The sequence below is a fragment of the Microbispora bryophytorum genome (genome assembly GCF_043197435.1).
GTDB lineage: Bacteria > Actinomycetota > Actinomycetes > Streptosporangiales > Streptosporangiaceae > Microbispora > Microbispora bryophytorum.
Genome location: NZ_JBICTF010000001.1, coordinates 163,142 through 178,714 on the forward strand (window position 1 = coordinate 163,142; position 15,573 = coordinate 178,714).

16 protein-coding genes are annotated in these 15,573 nt (G+C 70.1%); 9 read left to right on the plus strand and 7 right to left on the minus strand.

What is annotated here, in order from left to right; all coding sequences use genetic code 11:
* Window positions 1-24 precede the first annotated feature (24 nt).
* Window positions 25-399: a dihydroxyacetone kinase phosphoryl donor subunit DhaM gene (dhaM, locus tag ACGFIB_RS00735; RefSeq protein ID WP_357250415.1), complete on the plus strand. Its 375-nt coding sequence runs from the start codon at window positions 25-27 to the stop codon at window positions 397-399.
* A 151-nt stretch (window positions 400-550) separates the two neighbouring features.
* Here the strand turns inward: dhaM and ACGFIB_RS00740 are convergent, their stop codons facing one another.
* Window positions 551-3,379, minus strand: a complete 2,829-nt coding sequence (locus ACGFIB_RS00740) for an AfsR/SARP family transcriptional regulator (RefSeq protein WP_393368430.1) — start codon at window positions 3,377-3,379, stop codon at window positions 551-553.
* 126 nt (window positions 3,380-3,505) lie between these two features.
* Here ACGFIB_RS00740 and ACGFIB_RS00745 point away from each other — a divergent pair, with 126 nt between their 5' ends.
* Entirely contained in the window at window positions 3,506-3,958 is a 453-nt protein-coding gene (locus ACGFIB_RS00745; RefSeq protein ID WP_357285202.1) for a carboxymuconolactone decarboxylase family protein, read from the plus strand.
* 39 nt (window positions 3,959-3,997) lie between these two features.
* Window positions 3,998-4,288 carry a hypothetical protein gene (locus ACGFIB_RS00750; protein WP_357250423.1) on the plus strand — a complete coding sequence of 97 codons (291 nt, stop codon included), beginning with the start codon at window positions 3,998-4,000 and terminating at the stop codon, window positions 4,286-4,288.
* 200 nt (window positions 4,289-4,488) lie between these two features.
* On the opposite strand, the gene ACGFIB_RS00755 is transcribed toward ACGFIB_RS00750, so the two are convergent.
* Window positions 4,489-5,004, minus strand: coding sequence for a MarR family transcriptional regulator (locus ACGFIB_RS00755; protein ID WP_142575524.1), 516 nt, complete (start codon window positions 5,002-5,004; stop codon window positions 4,489-4,491).
* Window positions 5,005-5,071: 67 nt separating this feature from the next.
* Here ACGFIB_RS00755 and ACGFIB_RS00760 point away from each other — a divergent pair, with 67 nt between their 5' ends.
* Window positions 5,072-5,470 carry an HGxxPAAW family protein gene (locus tag ACGFIB_RS00760; RefSeq protein ID WP_357258142.1) on the plus strand — a complete coding sequence of 133 codons (399 nt, stop codon included), beginning with the start codon at window positions 5,072-5,074 and terminating at the stop codon, window positions 5,468-5,470.
* Between the two features lie 396 nt (window positions 5,471-5,866).
* Window positions 5,867-6,346 carry a cupin domain-containing protein gene (locus ACGFIB_RS00765; protein WP_191050690.1) on the plus strand — a complete coding sequence of 160 codons (480 nt, stop codon included), beginning with the start codon at window positions 5,867-5,869 and terminating at the stop codon, window positions 6,344-6,346.
* Window positions 6,347-7,143: 797 nt separating this feature from the next.
* Here the strand turns inward: ACGFIB_RS00765 and ACGFIB_RS00770 are convergent.
* On the minus strand, window positions 7,144-8,370 hold the full coding sequence (locus tag ACGFIB_RS00770) for an RNA polymerase sigma factor (protein ID WP_393367610.1): 1,227 nt from the start codon (window positions 8,368-8,370) through the stop codon (window positions 7,144-7,146).
* On the minus strand, window positions 8,370-8,786 hold the full coding sequence (locus ACGFIB_RS00775) for a YciI family protein (RefSeq protein WP_142575521.1): 417 nt from the start codon (window positions 8,784-8,786) through the stop codon (window positions 8,370-8,372). Before ACGFIB_RS00775 ends, ACGFIB_RS00770 begins: the two co-directional genes overlap by 1 nt.
* Before the next feature lie 1,110 nt (window positions 8,787-9,896).
* Here ACGFIB_RS00775 and ACGFIB_RS00780 point away from each other — a divergent pair.
* Window positions 9,897-10,325, plus strand: a complete 429-nt coding sequence (locus ACGFIB_RS00780) for an HIT family protein (protein WP_393367612.1) — start codon at window positions 9,897-9,899, stop codon at window positions 10,323-10,325.
* Between the two features lie 489 nt (window positions 10,326-10,814).
* Window positions 10,815-11,393: a hypothetical protein gene (locus ACGFIB_RS00785; RefSeq protein WP_393367614.1), complete on the plus strand. Its 579-nt coding sequence runs from the start codon at window positions 10,815-10,817 to the stop codon at window positions 11,391-11,393.
* Window positions 11,394-11,725: 332 nt separating this feature from the next.
* Here the strand turns inward: ACGFIB_RS00785 and ACGFIB_RS00790 are convergent, their stop codons facing one another.
* Together ACGFIB_RS00790 and ACGFIB_RS00795 are read right to left on the minus strand one after the other, a co-directional pair.
* Window positions 11,726-11,980, minus strand: a complete 255-nt coding sequence (locus ACGFIB_RS00790) for a Smr/MutS family protein (protein WP_142575520.1) — start codon at window positions 11,978-11,980, stop codon at window positions 11,726-11,728.
* Window positions 11,981-12,060: 80 nt separating this feature from the next.
* Window positions 12,061-12,489 (minus strand): CBS domain-containing protein, encoded by a 429-nt coding sequence (locus ACGFIB_RS00795; RefSeq protein WP_191050685.1) that lies wholly within the window; start codon window positions 12,487-12,489, stop codon window positions 12,061-12,063.
* Window positions 12,490-12,668: 179 nt separating this feature from the next.
* On the opposite strand from ACGFIB_RS00795, the gene ACGFIB_RS00800 reads away from it, so the two are divergent.
* Window positions 12,669-14,063: an aminopeptidase P family protein gene (locus ACGFIB_RS00800; RefSeq protein ID WP_393367616.1), complete on the plus strand. Its 1,395-nt coding sequence runs from the start codon at window positions 12,669-12,671 to the stop codon at window positions 14,061-14,063.
* 149 nt (window positions 14,064-14,212) lie between these two features.
* Here ACGFIB_RS00800 and ACGFIB_RS00805 read toward each other — a convergent pair whose 3' ends face one another.
* Window positions 14,213-14,485 carry a hypothetical protein gene (locus ACGFIB_RS00805; RefSeq protein WP_393367618.1) on the minus strand — a complete coding sequence of 91 codons (273 nt, stop codon included), beginning with the start codon at window positions 14,483-14,485 and terminating at the stop codon, window positions 14,213-14,215.
* Between the two features lie 99 nt (window positions 14,486-14,584).
* Here ACGFIB_RS00805 and ACGFIB_RS00810 point away from each other — a divergent pair, with 99 nt between their 5' ends.
* A complete protein-coding gene (locus tag ACGFIB_RS00810; protein WP_393367620.1) occupies window positions 14,585-14,806 on the plus strand; it encodes a hypothetical protein in 222 nt (73 codons plus the stop codon).
* Window positions 14,807-15,573: the final 767 nt, after the last annotated feature.

Sequence of the window (15,573 nt, forward strand, 5' to 3'; positions counted from 1 at the left end):
CCGGACGATCTTCAGGAACAGCGAATGGTTGGCATCGTTCTCATTTCACACAGCAGTGGCCTGGCCGCGGAGGTGGCCGATCTGGCCAGGCAGATCGGCGGGGCGCAGGTGCCGCTCGCGGCGGCGGGAGGCACCGAGGACGGCGGTCTCGGCACCAGCCCCGACCGGGTGACCGCCGCCATCGAGGAGGTGGACCAGGGAGACGGCGTCGTGCTGATCCCCGACCTCGGCAGCTCGGTGCTCACCGCCAGACTGCTGCAGGCTCCGGGTCACGTCGTGATCGCCGACGTGCCGTTCGTGGAGGGCGCCGTCTCCGCGGTCGTCGCGGCGGGCGGCGGGGCCTCGCTGGACGGTGTGCTGGCAGCGGCCGAGGAGGCGTGGCGTGTCCGCAAGCTCTGAACGCACGGCGAGCTGAACCCACAGCGAGCTCTGAACCCACAGCGAGCTCTGAACCCACAGCGAGCTCTGAACCCACGGCGTGGTGCTCGGCGGCTGACGGACGCGCCGGAGCCCGGTTCGAGGCGGCCGGAGCCGTTCTGCGACGGAGCGGTCAGGACCCCACGGGCGCAGGGCGGTCCTGCCTCGCGGACTTTCCCGCGCTCTCCAGGAAGTCGCGGACCTCCTCGGCCTCCGGAACACCGAGCTCGGCGTAGAGGCCGAGCGCCAGCCGCGCATGCTCACACGCCTGCTCCGCGTGCCCGAGCGCGAGGTAGGCGCGTGCCAGCCCGTCGTGGGCACGCGCCCGCTCCGGCCGGTTGCACGCGAGGTCGGCGAGCGCGAGTGCGGACGTGTGCTCCTCGACCGCCAGAGCCGGGTCTCCCGCCGCCTCGGCCAGCCCGTTGCGCGCGGACGCCTCACCGGCGGTGTTGCCGAGCGTGCGGCAGACGGCCACGGCCTGCTCATGGCGGATGCGTGCCTGGGCGAGCTCGCCCTGGCGCCGGAGGACGACGCCGAGGTGGTCGAGGATCACCGCCTCTCCCGCCGGGTCGCCCACCTTGCGGTGGAGCGCCAGTGCCAGGTCGAGATGGCGCCGGGCCTCCTCGGGGCGGCCGGCCCGGTCGAGGAGGAGGGCGAGGATGCCGAGCACGTTGGCCTCGCCCCAGGTGTCGGCGCCGATGCGGGTGAGGTCGAGCGCCTGTTTGAGGTGCTGCTCCGCCTGGGTGTCCCGGCCGCGGCGCAGGGCCACGTTTCCCAGGGTGAGCAGTGCCCGGGCCCGCTCGCCGGCGTCCTCGCACGCGTCGAGGGCCTGCCGCGCATGCTCCTCCGCACGCTCGTACTCGCCGAGCCGCCAGTAGGTCCGCGCCAGGTCGGTGAGCGCTCGCGCCTGGACCTCGGGATCGCCGAGCGCGCGGCTGCGCCGCAGCGCCAGGGTGTGCAGCGTGAGCGCGTCGTCGTGATGCGCGTGCCGGTCGAGGTAGGGGCGCAGTGCCAGAGCCAGCATGCCCAGGCAGATCTCGGGGCCGTGCACTGCGGTCGCGATGATGTTGGAGCGTTCGGCGTCGAGCCAGGCGATCGCCTCCGCGGCGTCGCGGATGGGCGCGATCGGGGCGGCCGGCTGGGGGATGCCCTCCCGCTGGCCGACCGTGTACGGGAAGAGCCGGTCCATCGCCGCACGGGAGCGGTGCAGGTAGTAGGTGAGCAGCCGCATGACGGCGCAGTCGTCCTCGGCGAGCGAGCGGGCGTGCTCACGGAGCAGGTCGTGGAAGGTGTAGCGGCCTGGTTCGAGCTGCAGGAGCATGTGGGCGTCGAGGAGGCCTTCGAGCAGCTCCTCGGCCTCGTCCTCGCGGATCCCGGCCAGCACGGCCGCGCCGCAGACGTCGATGTCGCGCCCCGGCACCAGCCCGAGCAGGCGGAACATGCGCTGCTCGTCTTCGTGGAGCTGCTCGTAGGAGAGGGCGAAGGCCGCCGACACCCCGTCGAGGAGCCGGCGATGGTCCCGCAGCCGCCCGGCCAGGTAGGCCACGGTCCAGCGCGGGCGATGCTGGAGACGGGCCGCGGAGATCCGGATGGCGAGCGGGAGGTGCCCGCACAGCCGCAGCACCTCGCGGACGGCGTCCGGCTCCTGGTGAGCGCGTTCACCCACGATCCGCGCGAACAGCCCGGCGGCGTCCGCCTCGCTCAGCACGTCCACCGACAACGCCTGGGCGCCGTCCAGATCGACGAGCCGCCGCCTGCTGGTGATCAGGACGAGGGTGCCGGAGCGTCCCGGCAGTAGGGGGCGCACGTGTTCGGCATCGAGAGCGTTGTCCAGCACGGCGAGCACCCGGCGACCGGCCAGCTCGGCGCGCCAGAGGGCGCTCCGCTCGGCCGGGGTGACCGGGATGCGGCCGGCGGGCACCCCGAGCTGGCGGAGGAGTGTCTCCAGCGCCGCGGCGGCGTCGATCGGCTCCCGGCCCGCGGAGTGGGCCTGCAGGTCGACGAAGAGCCGGCCGTCCGGATAGCGGGCGGCCAGCCGGTGGGCCACGTGGACGGCGAGAGCGGTCTTGCCGATCCCGGCCATGCCGTCGATCGTGACGACCGCCGGCTCGTCGTGGTCGTTGTGGTGCTCGTCCGCGAGCCGCTCCAGTTCGGCGGTCCGTCCGGAGAAATCGGGAGTGTCGTAGGGCAGGAAGGTGGAGCGGGACGGCGGGTGGGGAGCCACCGGCGCCGGGCCGGCCAGGCGCAGGGCCGGATCGTCCGTCAGGACCGCCCGTTCCAGTTCGGTGAAGGCGTGTCCGGGGTCGAGGCCCTGCTCGTCCGCGAGAGCCGTACGGTAGGCGCGCGCGGCGGCCAGGGCGTCGGGCTGCCGCCCCGCCCGGTGCAGGGCCAGGACGAGATGACCGTTGAGCTTCTCCCGCAGAGGATTGGCGGCCACCTGGGCCGCGAGGCCGTCGAGCAGATCGCCGTGCCGCCCCGCGGCCAGCTCGCCCTCCGCCAGGCGCTCGTACGCCGACAGCCGCCGGTCGTTCCAGAGCTCCCGGACGCCGGTGACGTAATGCGCGTGCACGTCCTCCAGCGCCTCACCGCTCCACAGGTCCAGAGCCTTACGCAGCTCGCCGGCGGCCACCAGCTCGGTGAACTCCTGCGCGTCGACCTGTCCGGGCTCCGGCTGCGCGACGTAGCCGCCGGCACGTGTCTGCAGGAGCCCTACGGCTCCCGCGCCGCGCAGGACCTTGCGGATCGCGGTGATCGAGGCGTGGATCTGCGACCGGGCGGTGTCGGGCCGGTCGTAGCCCCACATCGCGTCGATCAGCCGCTCGATGCCGATCACCCGGCCGGCGTTGAGCAGGAGGTAGGCCAGGACAGCCCGATGACGTGGGGCGATGCCGGTCAGGGGCGCGCCGTCGACGACCATCTGGACGGGGCCGAGAAGGGTGAAGCGCAGCATCGCCCCCCCCATCACGATCACATCGTGCGCACATAGCGAATGTATCAATCCGGGCGGCGACTCTGATCCCACACGAACCGAGACGGCTCTCGCACCAACCGAGACGGCTCTCACCGGAACCGATACGGAGGAAACACGATGGAAGCCCGGATGCAGAACCCCGCCACGATCATCCCCGCGGCGATGAAGCCGATCATGGAACTGATGAAGGCCGCCCAGTCGCAGGGTCTCCCCCAGGAGCTCATGGAGATGATTCACCTGCGGGTCAGCCAGATCAACGGGTGCAGCTACTGTGTCGACGCCGGCCTGAAGAGCCTGCGCAAGCTCGGCGAGAGCGACGAACGCATCGGCCTGGTCTCCGCCTGGCGCGAGACCCCGTACTACACCGACGCCGAGCGCGCCGCACTGGCGCTGGCGGAGGCCTCCACCCGGCTGGCCGACCGCGCCGACGCCGTCTCCGACGAGGTCTGGGACAACGCCGCCGACCACTTCGATGAGAAGCAGCTCGCCTCCATCCTGCTGATGACCGCCGTCAGCAACCTCTTCAACCGCCTGAACGCCCCGGTCCGGCAGATCGCCGGCAGCTGGTAGGCCCCCTCCCCCGACCTCCACACAGAAGGAGAGACCGACATGTCCGCCGTCCGCTCGCACCGCTACTCCGTCCCCGAGGCCGACCTGGAGGAATTCCTGGCCCGCAGGACCTCGCTGATCGCGACCGTCAGGGAGGGGCATCCCGGCCTCACCCGCACCGTGCTGGTCCAGCTCGAGGACGGCGCCTACACCGACACCTGGCACTGGGAGAGCGGCGAGCAGATGGGCGCCGCGCTCGCCGCCATGCCGACCTTCCCGGAGGCGCCGCTGACCATGGCCCTGACCAAGGACGCCACCGCCCTGAACGGCCGGGTCGTCGACGAGCACTGACCCGGCCCACAGGCAGTGGCCGGCCGGGCGGGAACGCCCGGTGCGGCCGGGCCGGGTAGGCGGGAGGCGGGGTACGGCGGCAGGGTACGGCGGCAGGGGGCTAGGGCGTGGCGGCAGGGGGCAGGGCGCGCGGGTGGGCAGGGCGCGGCGGCAGGGGGCAGCGGTGGGCAGGGCGCAGCGGTAGGCAGGGCGCGGCGGCCTCAACGGCTCCGCGTGCGCCGGGCGCGGGGCATCGCGGCGAGCTGGTCGCGCCGGATCTCCTCCAGGTAGGTCCGCATCAGGTCGCCCGCGCGGGTGAACCAGTCGGACAGCACCGCGATCTCCGCGGGCGTGTAGTCGGCGAACAGCTCGTTCAACCTCCGGTAGAAGGGCTCGTAAACGGCCGCGGCGGTGGCGACAGCGGCAGGGTCGGCGACGACGCGCACGCGGCGGCGGTCCTCGGGGTCCGCCCGGCGGTGCGCGAACCCGGCCTTCTCCAGCCGGTTCAGCACACCGGTCACCGCACCCGTGGTCAGGCCGGCCTGCTCGGCGAGCGCGCCCGCGCTGATCGGGTCGTCCCCCGCCGCCAGGATGAAGCCCAGGCAGGTGACGTCGGTGACGTTCAGCCCGAGCCGCTGGGCGATGTCGTGCTGCCCGACCAGGCTGAGCGCGATCAGCTGGTCCATGCCGGCGAGAGCCTGCTCGGGCGTCGCCTCCGGGCGCGGCTTGCCGTCCATTCCCAATCTCCTTAGAATCTAAGATGTTTAGTTCGTGAGATAATTGTCTCGCACGTCGAGGAGAATCATGAGCGGCATGCACGACGACGTGGATCTCGGGCACACGGTCGCGGGCTGGACCGGCTGCGTCGTCGCGCTGTGCGGCTGCGCCACGGTGGGCGTGTCGATGTGTTCCGCCTCGTCCCTCGGCGTCTGGCTCGGCATCGGCGTCATCGTCCTGGGCGGCCTGGCCACCTGGGCCCTGCACCTGGCGGGCTGGGGCAAGCCCAGCGGCCCCCGTCCCCCCGAGCAGTGGGACTGGCGGGTGCAGGACCCGATGACGGGCCACGGCCACTGCCTCGCCTGCCGTCTCGCGGCCCGCCCACGCGGCCGGGGAGACGAACCCGGAACCGAAGGCGCTCCCCACACCGGCGCCGTCCGCGAGGAACCCGCCCTCTCCGGCATGTCGGCGTTCGCCGGCCGCTGAGCTCCGCACCGTCCCGGCATCGAGCGGTGCTCGACCAGGTGCTCCATCAACGGTGCGACGACCTCTACCGTGCCGCGGAGGCTCGGGACGCCCCCGGTTTCCCGGCGACCCTACAGGACCCGCGGGAGAGGACGGAGGACTCGCACCAGGTCCCCCTGCGGACGCCGTCCTCGTCCACCTCGGCGGGCCGTCGGCGTACTGTCGATCTCAATCGGCGAGTGCTGCCGTACGCACCCGGCGACGCCGAACGACACCAAGCGACGCAGGGGGACGTAGGAAGAACTCAGCACCACGGGCAAGGAGGATTGACCTTCACCAGCTCGTGTCGCCGAACGGAGGCCGAACAGCTCGGTCCACGTTCTGACGAACGACCCGCATCCGACGAGAGGGCGACCATTGACCTATCCACCGCCCACCTACCACGGTGACACGGGCGAGCCGACGGCCTCGTACCGGCGCCCGGACGCCACGCCCGAGCTCGACTATCCGAGCGGAACCACGGTGCACTATCTGGCGACCGGTGCGACGACCAACGGACAGTTCGGGCTCTACCGCTGGGACATGGGACCGGAGCCCAGCGGCCCGGCGGCCCACTTCCATCGGTCGATCTCCGAGTCGTTCTACATCCTCACCGGCACGGTGCGGATCTACGACGGGCGGCGCTGGATCGACACCGGCCCCGGCGACTTCGTGCACGTCCCGGAGGGCGGCGTGCACGCGTTCCGCAACGAATCGGGAGAGCCGGCGTCGATGCTGCTGCACTTCGCGCCGGGCGCCCCACGAGAGGGCTATTTCGAGGGACTGCTCACGCTCGCGGACATGAGCGAAGAGGAGAAGGCGGAGTTCTACCTCCACCACGACACCTTCTGGCTCTGAGAACCGGACGGACACGACGTCGTCGGCGCGACCGTGACCATGGCGGTGGCGGTCGCGGTGGCGGTCGCGGTGGCCGCCGCCGCGGTGCTGTGCGGTGCGGTGCGGTGCGGAGCGGCCTCGACGAGCCGGGTTCACACCTGAAGGCCGATCGCCGCTCCGATGGTCCGCGCCGGGTCGCCAGGAGTGCCGGCAGGCGAGTTCGCTGGGCCGTCCGCCGTTCGCCCGTGCTGCGGGTGGGCCGGTCGCTGCTCCGGCTCCCGAAGCCACCACCGGCCCGGGTGCGAGCCGGGGCGGGCAGGCCGGTGATCCGAGCGGGGAGCCGAGGCCGCCGGCACGCAGTCGTACTGCGGGCACGGTGTGGTGAGGCACTGCTTGGGGGCGGGCACGCAGACGCGGCCCGGACCACAGTCGACCGCCGCACACGGCGATCCGGGACCGCACGCACCGGGCCCTTGCCCGCCCGGCAAGATCGCCGACGCGCCCGCGACCTCCGGCGTCCGGCCCGCCCAGGCCGTGGCGGCCGGTGATGCCGCCATGGCCACGCCCAATATCACGATCAGTGCTCGACGCATTCTTCCCCCAGCCGTGGTGATCGCTTCTGCCTCTCGCGATGCTCGCACCGGCCGCACCCGCAGACGGCAAAACGGCTCCCTGCAGGGTGCACGGCTTGCCGAAAGCCGGATGGCCGAGGCTGTCGCGCTGGGGATCACCGGATCGAGTGTGGTCAAGGCTTCGACGCCCCTATGATCGCGGCGGCGTCCAGGTCGCGCTTGATCCCGGCCGGCCGGGCTGGAGAATCAGCCCAGCGCGGCCGCCTTGCGTAGCAGCACTGAGCGTTCGCGCTGGTTGGCGCACAGCCGGGCCGCCAACTCCAGCTCGGCGCGCGCCTCGGGTCGCCGGCCGAGGCGGGCCAGCAGCTCCCCGCGTACGGTCGGAACCAAATGCGAACCGGGGAGCCGGTCTGAGGCGATCAGCTCGTCCACGATGGCCAGGGCCTGCGCCGGGCCCGAGGCCATGGCGACGGCCACGGCCCGGTTGAGCTCGACCACCGGCGAGGGCGCCACCCGGCCGAGCGCCTCGTAGAGCACCACGATCCGGTCCCAGTCGGTCTCCTCGACCGAGGGCGCCGTCGCGTGGGCGGCCGCGATCGCGGCCTGCAGGCCGTAGGGGCCGAGGCCGCGCGTCGATGCCTTGACCAGCGCGGCCAGCCCACGGCGGATCGCCGAGAAGTCCCACCGCCGCCGGTCCTGGTCCTCCAGCAGGATCGGCGAACCGTCCGGGCCGGTCCGGGCCGGGAAGCGCGCGGCCGTCAGCTCGCACAGCGCCAGCAGGCCGTGCACCTCCGGCTCTTCCGGCTGCAGCGCGGCCAGCGTGCGGGCCAGCCGGATCGCCTCGTACGCGAGGTCGGGGCGCAGCAGCCGGTCACCCGATGTGGCCGTCGACCCCTCGGTGAAGATCACGTAGAGGACGCTGAGCACCCCGCCCAGCCGCTGCCGGCGCTCGTCGGCCGGCGGCAACTCGAACGGCACCCCGGCCGCCGCGATCGTCTTCTTGCCCCGGGTGATGCGGGCCTGCACGGTCGGCACGGACACGAGGAACGCACGGGCGATCTCCTCGCTGGACAGACCGCCGACCACGCGCAGGGTCAGCGCCACCCGGGCCTCGGGGGAGAGCACCGGGTGGCAGCTGATGAACATCAGCGCCAAGACGTCATCGTCGATCTTGTCGGGGTCGACCTCTTCGTCAACCGCCGAGTCGACCGCCGGGCCGGCCGCCAGCAGGGCGTGCCGGTCCTGAAGGGCGGTCCGGCGGCGGATCTCGTCGATCGCCCGCCGCCGGGCCGTGGCCATCAGCCAACCGGCCGGATTGGTCGGAGGAGCGAGCGGCCACGACACCAGCGCCTGGGCCACCGCCTCCTGGGCCGCGTCCTCGGCCAGAGCGAAGTCGCCGGTGAACCGGGTCAGCGCGGCGACGATCCGCGCCGACTCGATCCGCCAGACGGCCTCGACGTCGGCCGCGCCCATCAGATCGGGCCGTTGCTCGCGCCCCGGGCCGGCGCCTCGACGGACCCCGCGGCGTCCTGTGGCGTCTCGTCGTCGCCGGCCACCCGCCGAACCTCGATCTTGGACCCGGTGGCCGCCGGGACCCGCTTGGCCCACTCGACCGCCTCCTGCTTGGAGGCGACATCGAGCAGGAAATAGCCACCGAACAGTTCCTTGGTCTCCCCGTACGGCCCGTCGGTGACCACCGGGACCTCGCCGCTGAAGTCGACCACGACGCCCCGGCCCGGATCGTCCAGCCCTTCCGCCGCCAGGAGAACCCCGGCCTTGACCATCTCCTCGATGAACTGGCGGGTCGTGGCCATCATCTCGTCGATGTCGGCCATCAGGGCCGCGTTCGACTCATCGGTGCCGCGCATGATCAGCATGTACTTCGACATCGTGTTCTCCTCCTCCGGCGGGGCCGCCTGTCGACCCTCGCACTCGTACGTCGAACGAGCGGCCCGCGGATCGACACGGCCCCGGAGAATTTATCGCCGCGTCACGGCCGATCCCCCGCCCCCCGTTCCGTACGGATGCCATGTGCCGCGGCACACCGCGGTGCCCGAGTGACCCGGAGCAGGGGTGACTCGGAGCAGGGATGACTTGGAGCAGGGGTGGACATGCGCACGGTTGCCGTGTGACTCGGTCAGCGGACCCCGGCTTCGCGACGCACGCCCTCCGGACTCCGGACGCAGCGGACCGGGGCGCGCAGGGAACGCGTTCTTCACCCAAGAGCCGACCGGGCCGAGTGCCCGGTCGCGCCCTCGGCCGGATCGACAGGACGTTCACCTGAGGGATGCCCTGCATTCCCGGGTCCTACGGCGCTGTCAAAATTCGCGACCAGCGCGTGGCCGCACATCCGGCACCACCCCCTGACCGGCGGTTCCAGAGGCGTGTCTGTGCAGACCGAACGATGCGAACACACGTACTGATGACAGATTGTGTCAATGTGATTACGATCGGCTGGGGCGATTGTGATCCCCGATGCGAAGGGTGGCGCCGGGTGGACTCACTGATGATCTACGGGCACGGGCTTATCTCATCGCTGCGGGCCGGTGCTCGCTCCGGCGATCATGCTGACTGTTGCGAGGGTGCCGAGCCTGGCGACGAGCCCGTCTGCTGGGCCCCTGCTGGTGAGTGAAGTGCCCCCAGTACACCTTCGGGAGCCTGGGCGTGCCGGACCTCACGCTTTGCGAACTGCCTGAATGAGGTGTCCGGTCCGTAGGGGCCCCTCCGCCGCCCCCGATAGCCGCCAGGAGCGGTACGGCGTATGTCGTGACCAGGAGCTTGGGACGTCTCTCAAGATCAAGCCATCTGAGCTGGGCAAACGATGGCCTGGACGTACGCTGGCGGAGTCACCGTGCGTTCCCGTTGCTTCCCCGCTGATCGCCAGTCGAACGGGCACGCAGCGGGCACGCTCTGACCTTCTCATCGCGGCTGGACCGTACAGCCGAACCGCCAGATATTTGGGTGGACTCGTTATCCCAAGGTGGCCGAGAATTCAGCAGATGAGCCCATGCCCCTTTTGTCTCATCGGTGCCGGTGACGTAGACGGGGAGCTCGTCGCCTATCGCACTGCCAACGTCTTCGTCCTGCCCGTCCCTTGGCAGCGAGCAAAGAACCTTGGTCACTTTCTCGTGCTTCCGACTGCTCACGTGACGAATCTTCATACTGCCCCTCGCGATCTTTCGGCTGAGCTGTTCTATGTGGTTGGCCAAGTGACCGCCGCCGTTCGGGAAGCGTTTGGAGCACCCGGGAGCATGGTTCTGCAGAACGACAACATCCCAGGCCAGACGCTTTCTCATGTCCACGTCCACGTGATCCCTCGTTCCCCCGATGACGGATTCATCCTCTCAGACCCAGGCAAGATCGAGGTTCCCTTCGAGGTCCGAGCGCAGCAGGCGGCTCAGCTCCGCAAGGCGCTCAGCAAGCGATAGTCGAGGAACCTCAAGAAATGATGTCTCCCTCCGGATCGAGCTCGATGGGCCGGGGTCGAGGAACGAAGTCCCGGACCGCGATCGCCTCTAACCGCGAGCGGTGACCGGCCACGACGGGGCGATCGTGAACGCCGCATCCCGCCGGCGGCCCCCGTGCGGTGGGTTCCGGTACGGCGAGGCCGGCAGTTGCGATGACCCTGAAACAATTCAAGGCCCAGGTCGGGAACGTGTCCCTGGCCTGGGCCCTCGTGCGCGGAGCGGGTGACGGGAATCGAATCCGCGCTGTCAGCTTGGGAATTCTTTCACCTCGATAGATCTTTGACCTGTATGTGTGGCGGCCGAGTCGCCGTGAGCCCCCTGAACCACCGCTGATCGCCGTCCGTTCTGGCACGCATCTGGCACGAACGGCCCCGGATGTGATCCCTTAGAATCGCTGACCGATCCTCGATGCAGGGAGCCTTGAGCATGTCCAAAAGGGTTGTTAGACACGTGCTCGATGAGATCGTCGCGCGTTACGACGACATTCTAGATCGCCTCGGCCTCGATTCCTTCGCATACACAGTGACGATTCCGGACTCCGGAGTTCTCACGATCGAGGATGCCATGCGCCGTCTCGGAGCCGTCCCTGCTGCGGTGCAGAGTCCCGGGGAGCCGCACGACAACGATCGCCTTTCCCTTCACCAGGTTGGCAATGGCGTAGTCACCCTGGACTGGCACCCGGTCGAGCGCCAACAAGTGACTGATCGGCTCACCGGCGACGGATTCCGGCACTGGTATCTGTCTTTCGACATCGAAGGCAACACCATTCTGTATGCCTGCTACGGAGAGGATGAGGGACACCTGGAGCATCCCGAGCCGGCATGCATCCCCTTCACGCACTGGACAGACCACTTCGGCCCGCTGAGCCCCTACAGCAAGCTTCTCGTGAGTGGCTACGACAGCGAGGAGGAAGAGGCACAGGTCGACATCGTCACGGCGTGCCTAGCCGTCATTGAAGTGGAAAGCGGTGTGCGTTTAGATCAAGAATTGATGGACGGGCCCAATTTAGTAGTGTCGATTTCCCTCTAGGCTGTCCGGCCTGGGGCCGGGGCGGCAGGAAAGATCGATATGGTTTCTCGAGATTGCACCCTCACCATGACCAGGAGTGGAAGGTCTGCGGCGACTTCAGCCGCGCGGTCCTGATCACACGGACATCCGGAGTAGGACCTACTCCCTGGCCTGGGCGCTCGTGCGTGGAGCGGGTGACGGGAATCGAATCCGCGCTGTCAGCTTGGGGAAGTCTTTCACGTGGACACAGGGCCGCTGATCGCTTTCTACGCAAGAGCCGACCGGGCCGAGTGCCCTGGTCGTGCCCTCGGCCGGATCGACATGACGTTCACCCAGGCGGACGCGAGACGCCCCTACTTCCACTGGAAGTAGACGAACAGACGTCCGTGGTTCTTGGAATCCTTGTCGATCCGGTGGTAAAGCGCCTTGATCTCCTTCTGCTCAAGGAAGCGCAGCACCTTCTTCTTGAGCTGGCCGGACCCCTTGCCCGGGATGATCTCCACCTGGGTCGCCTTCTTGCGTATGGCCTCCTGGATGATGCCGTGCAGCGCCTTGTCGATCTCGCTGCCCTTGTTGTAGATGTCGTGGAGGTCCAGCTTCAGCTTCACGCAACCGAGTCTAAATCGCCGCTCGCCGCGGGAGGCGGGGCGAGTCAGGTCACCGCGCCCCACGCCGGCGGGGCCTCTCGTCAGCCGTTGATGTAGCCGACCAGGGCCTCTTTCTCGCTCTCCAGTTCCTGGATCGAGGTCTTGACGACGTCGCCGATGCTGACGATGCCGGCCAGCCGGCCGTCGCGGACCACGGGCACGTGCCTGATCCGGTGGTTGGTCATGGTGCGGCGCAACTCGTCGACGTTGGCGTCCGGGCTGCAGGTGCGCACCTCCGCGGTCATGATCGACGATACGGGCATGGTGAGCAGCGCGGCGCCGTGCTCGTTGAGCCGCCGCACGACGTCGCGCTCCGACACGATGCCCGCGATGGACAGGCCGTCCTCGGAGACCACGACCGCGCCGATGTTGAGCTCGGCCAGCCGGGCGAGAAGCTCGGACACCGTGGCATGCGGAGGAACGGTCGCCACACCTGTTCCCTTACTCTGCAAGATCGTTCCGATGAGCATCGACACCGCCTCTCAGGGGGCACCCGGGGGGACATGTCCCCGCTTCCGCTTCCGCTTCCGCTCCCGCCGGCCGGCCGGAGCGGCGAATCCTGTTTCCCCAGGCAACAGCGGTCGTCCTACCTCGTCAAGGGCCCCCACCCCTACGATGGCGAAATATCACCGCACCCTGGGGGCAGAGGATGGCCGAGAAGATCAACACCGGGAGCCACGATCTCCCTATCTCAGACGCGCTCGCGGAGTTCATGCGCGGCGGCTGGGCCGGCACGCGCGAGGACGTGCCGCCGCTGCCGGTCGCCGCGTACGCCGCCAAGCGCCGGGCGCGGCTCGCCGAACGGCTGCCCGGCGAGCGGCTGGTCATCCCCTCGGGCACGCTGCGGGCCCGCAGCAACGACGACGACCACCGGTTCCGCACGCACAGCGCGTTCGCCTACCTGACCGGCGGCCAGCAGCCCGACGACGTCCTGGTGATCGAGCCGTCGGGCGACGCCCGGCTGTTCCTGCACCCCCGCCCGTCCCGTGCCGAGTCGCAGGAGTTCTACCGCGACCGGCGGTACGGCGAGTTCTGGGTGGGCCGCCGCTTCGACCTCGCGGAGGCCGATGCGGCGTACCAGATCGAGTGCGCGCACATCGACGCGCTGCCGGCCGCGCTGAACGGGCCGGCGCGCGTTCTGCGCGGGGTGGACGCCTCGGTCGACGCGCTCGTCTCCCCCGCCGGCGACGACCGCGACGCCGAGCTGGCCGCGGTCCTGTCGGAGCTGCGGCTGGTCAAGGACGAGTGGGAGATCGCGGAGCTGCAGCAGGCGGTGGACGCGACCGCGCGCGGGTTCGAGGACGTCGTGCGCGCGCTGCCCGCGGCCCTCGCGCACCCGCGCGGCGAGCGGTACGTCGAGGGCGTCTTCGGCATGCGCTCGCGGCTGGAGGGCAACGCCGTGGGCTACCAGTCGATCGTGGCCTCCGGGGCGCACGCGTGCGTGCTGCACTGGATCCGCAACGACGGGCGGCTCGACCCCGCCGAGATGCTGCTGCTGGACGCCGGAGTCGAGGGCGACAACCTCTACACGGCCGACGTCACCCGCACGCTGCCGCTGTCGGGCCGGTTCAGCCCGGTGCAGCGGCAGGTGTACGACCTGGTCTACGAGGCGCAGACGGCCGCCATCGCCGTGCTGCGGCCGGGGGTGCGCTTCCGCGAGTTCCACGAGACCGCCATGCGGGTGATCTCCGACGGGCTGCGCGAGTGGGGCCTGCTGAGCCGGGCGCAGGCCGAGGCGGGCCTGCACCGGCGTTACACCCTGTGCAGCAGCGGACACATGCTGGGCCTCGACGTGCACGACTGCGCCCGGGCGCGGTCGGAGACCTACCTGGACGGCGTGCTTGAGGAGGGCCAGGTGCTGACCGTCGAGCCGGGGCTCTACCTCCAGCCCGACGATCTGACGCTGCCGCCGGAGCTGCGCGGGATCGGCGTCCGCATCGAGGACGACCTCGTCATCACGGCCGACGGCGCGCGGCTGATGTCGGCCGCGCTGCCCCGCCGCGCCGACGAGATCGAGTCGTGGATGGCCGCCCTGGCCGGGTGAGCGTCCCCGCTCGTGGCTACCGGTCCGGGCCCCGCCGCCCGGACCGGAAGCCGGAGGAGTAGGTCCGTCGCCGTCCTGCGGGGTGCCGGCCCGTACCTCGGAGACGGGTTGCCCGCCTGTACCTCCGCGACGAGTTGCCGTCTCGCACCTCACAGACGCGGCTGAGGCGGCTCTATGGGCTCGCCCTTGTAAACGGGGTCGGCGGCATCATCGATGATCACATCGATCAGGGCCGAGGTGGTTGTCGCCCCTATGGACCCGCCCAAGAGGCCGATCATGGACAGGTGGAATGCGCGGTCGACGGCCCGGACGCACGCGGACCCCGCCTTCCTGACTTCCACCCCGAACCGGTGCCAGGACTTCTGTGCCACCGGATCGGGGACCTGGAAGTAGACGGGTTCCCAGGACGCCAAGTCGATCATGGCCTGGCACACCGGTCGCATTCTGGCCATGAGACCGACCGTGCCCTCCGGGAGATCCTCACGCTCGCATCTGGTCGCACCGGGCAACGGTGGACGTCGTTGCGCTCAACGGCCGCGCGGAAGCGGTACCGCGCCGAGGGCGACCCGTCCATCCACATCGACGTCGCGACGAACGACTTCGACCCGCTCGTACGCCTCGCGCTGCGGAACATCCTCAGCACTGGGCGGATGACGGGGCCGCTCGACGTCCGCACCCTCCTGCCGCCCGACGCGGTGCGCGTGCTTCGCGACAAGCTCAACACCGCCTTGGGAGAGGCATGATCCATAACGGCCCGATCGAGGATGCTGAGCACGGTCCGCTGAGCAAATGGGGTTCAACGACGGGTCCGAGCCCGACGCACTCGCCCAGGACTACGTGAAGGAACCTCTCGAATCGCGGAACGTTAACGATCGAGCTTCCAGGTCAGGGCTAGGTAACCCCCGCCAGCGACTCACTCGTCAACCGATCGGAACAGCGACCACCCTGCGGAGGCAAGAACATGTTCCGACCGTCTGTCATGGCCGCACTGCTCGCAGCCGCACTACTGACCGGCTGCAGCGACTCCACCGGCACAGCCCTGGCCACCTCACCGCCCACCTCGGTCTACACCCCGAGTTCCTCGCTCACCCCGATCCCGAGCGAGACGCTCACCCCGATCCCGAGCGAGACGCCCGCCCCGACCCTGGTAGCGGCCGTCGCCTCCCATACGCCGGCACCCCCCAGGCTCAAGCCAATGAAAGCCCGATCAGCACCGAAGCCGAAGAAGACCCGATCGGCACCGAAACCGACGCCAAGGAAAACCAGGCGCCCACCCCAGCCATCTGTACGCTCCAGTGTCCACCCCGGAGCCTTCTGCTCCCCCGAAGGGGCACTGGGACGCACCAGCGCGGGCACCTCGATGCGTTGTACGTCCCGTCCCGGGGATCGGGCCCGCTGGCGCAGAGCCTGAGTCGAGTCGCCCCGTCGGCGTGCCGATCCCGAAGGTGGATGAAACGGACGCGCACGCCGTCATCCGGATCGAACGGCGCCCAGGAGATCGGGCGGCAGC

Bases quoted from the DNA above. Each gene is read 5' to 3' on its own strand.
- dhaM (WP_357250415.1), top strand. From the start codon at position 25: ATGGTTGGCATCGTTCTCATTTCACACAGCAGTGGCCTGGCCGCGGAG.
- ACGFIB_RS00740 (WP_393368430.1), bottom strand. From the start codon at position 3,379: ATGGGGGGGGCGATGCTGCGCTTCACCCTTCTCGGCCCCGTCCAGATG.
- ACGFIB_RS00745 (WP_357285202.1), top strand. From the start codon at position 3,506: ATGGAAGCCCGGATGCAGAACCCCGCCACGATCATCCCCGCGGCGATG.
- ACGFIB_RS00750 (WP_357250423.1), top strand. From the start codon at position 3,998: ATGTCCGCCGTCCGCTCGCACCGCTACTCCGTCCCCGAGGCCGACCTG.
- ACGFIB_RS00755 (WP_142575524.1), bottom strand. From the start codon at position 5,004: ATGGACGGCAAGCCGCGCCCGGAGGCGACGCCCGAGCAGGCTCTCGCC.
- ACGFIB_RS00760 (WP_357258142.1), top strand. From the start codon at position 5,072: ATGAGCGGCATGCACGACGACGTGGATCTCGGGCACACGGTCGCGGGC.
- ACGFIB_RS00770 (WP_393367610.1), bottom strand. From the start codon at position 8,370: ATGGGCGCGGCCGACGTCGAGGCCGTCTGGCGGATCGAGTCGGCGCGG.
- ACGFIB_RS00775 (WP_142575521.1), bottom strand. From the start codon at position 8,786: ATGTCGAAGTACATGCTGATCATGCGCGGCACCGATGAGTCGAACGCG.
- ACGFIB_RS00780 (WP_393367612.1), top strand. From the start codon at position 9,897: ATGAGCCCATGCCCCTTTTGTCTCATCGGTGCCGGTGACGTAGACGGG.
- ACGFIB_RS00795 (WP_191050685.1), bottom strand. From the start codon at position 12,489: ATGCTCATCGGAACGATCTTGCAGAGTAAGGGAACAGGTGTGGCGACC.
- ACGFIB_RS00800 (WP_393367616.1), top strand. From the start codon at position 12,669: ATGGCCGAGAAGATCAACACCGGGAGCCACGATCTCCCTATCTCAGAC.
- ACGFIB_RS00805 (WP_393367618.1), bottom strand. From the start codon at position 14,485: ATGATCGACTTGGCGTCCTGGGAACCCGTCTACTTCCAGGTCCCCGAT.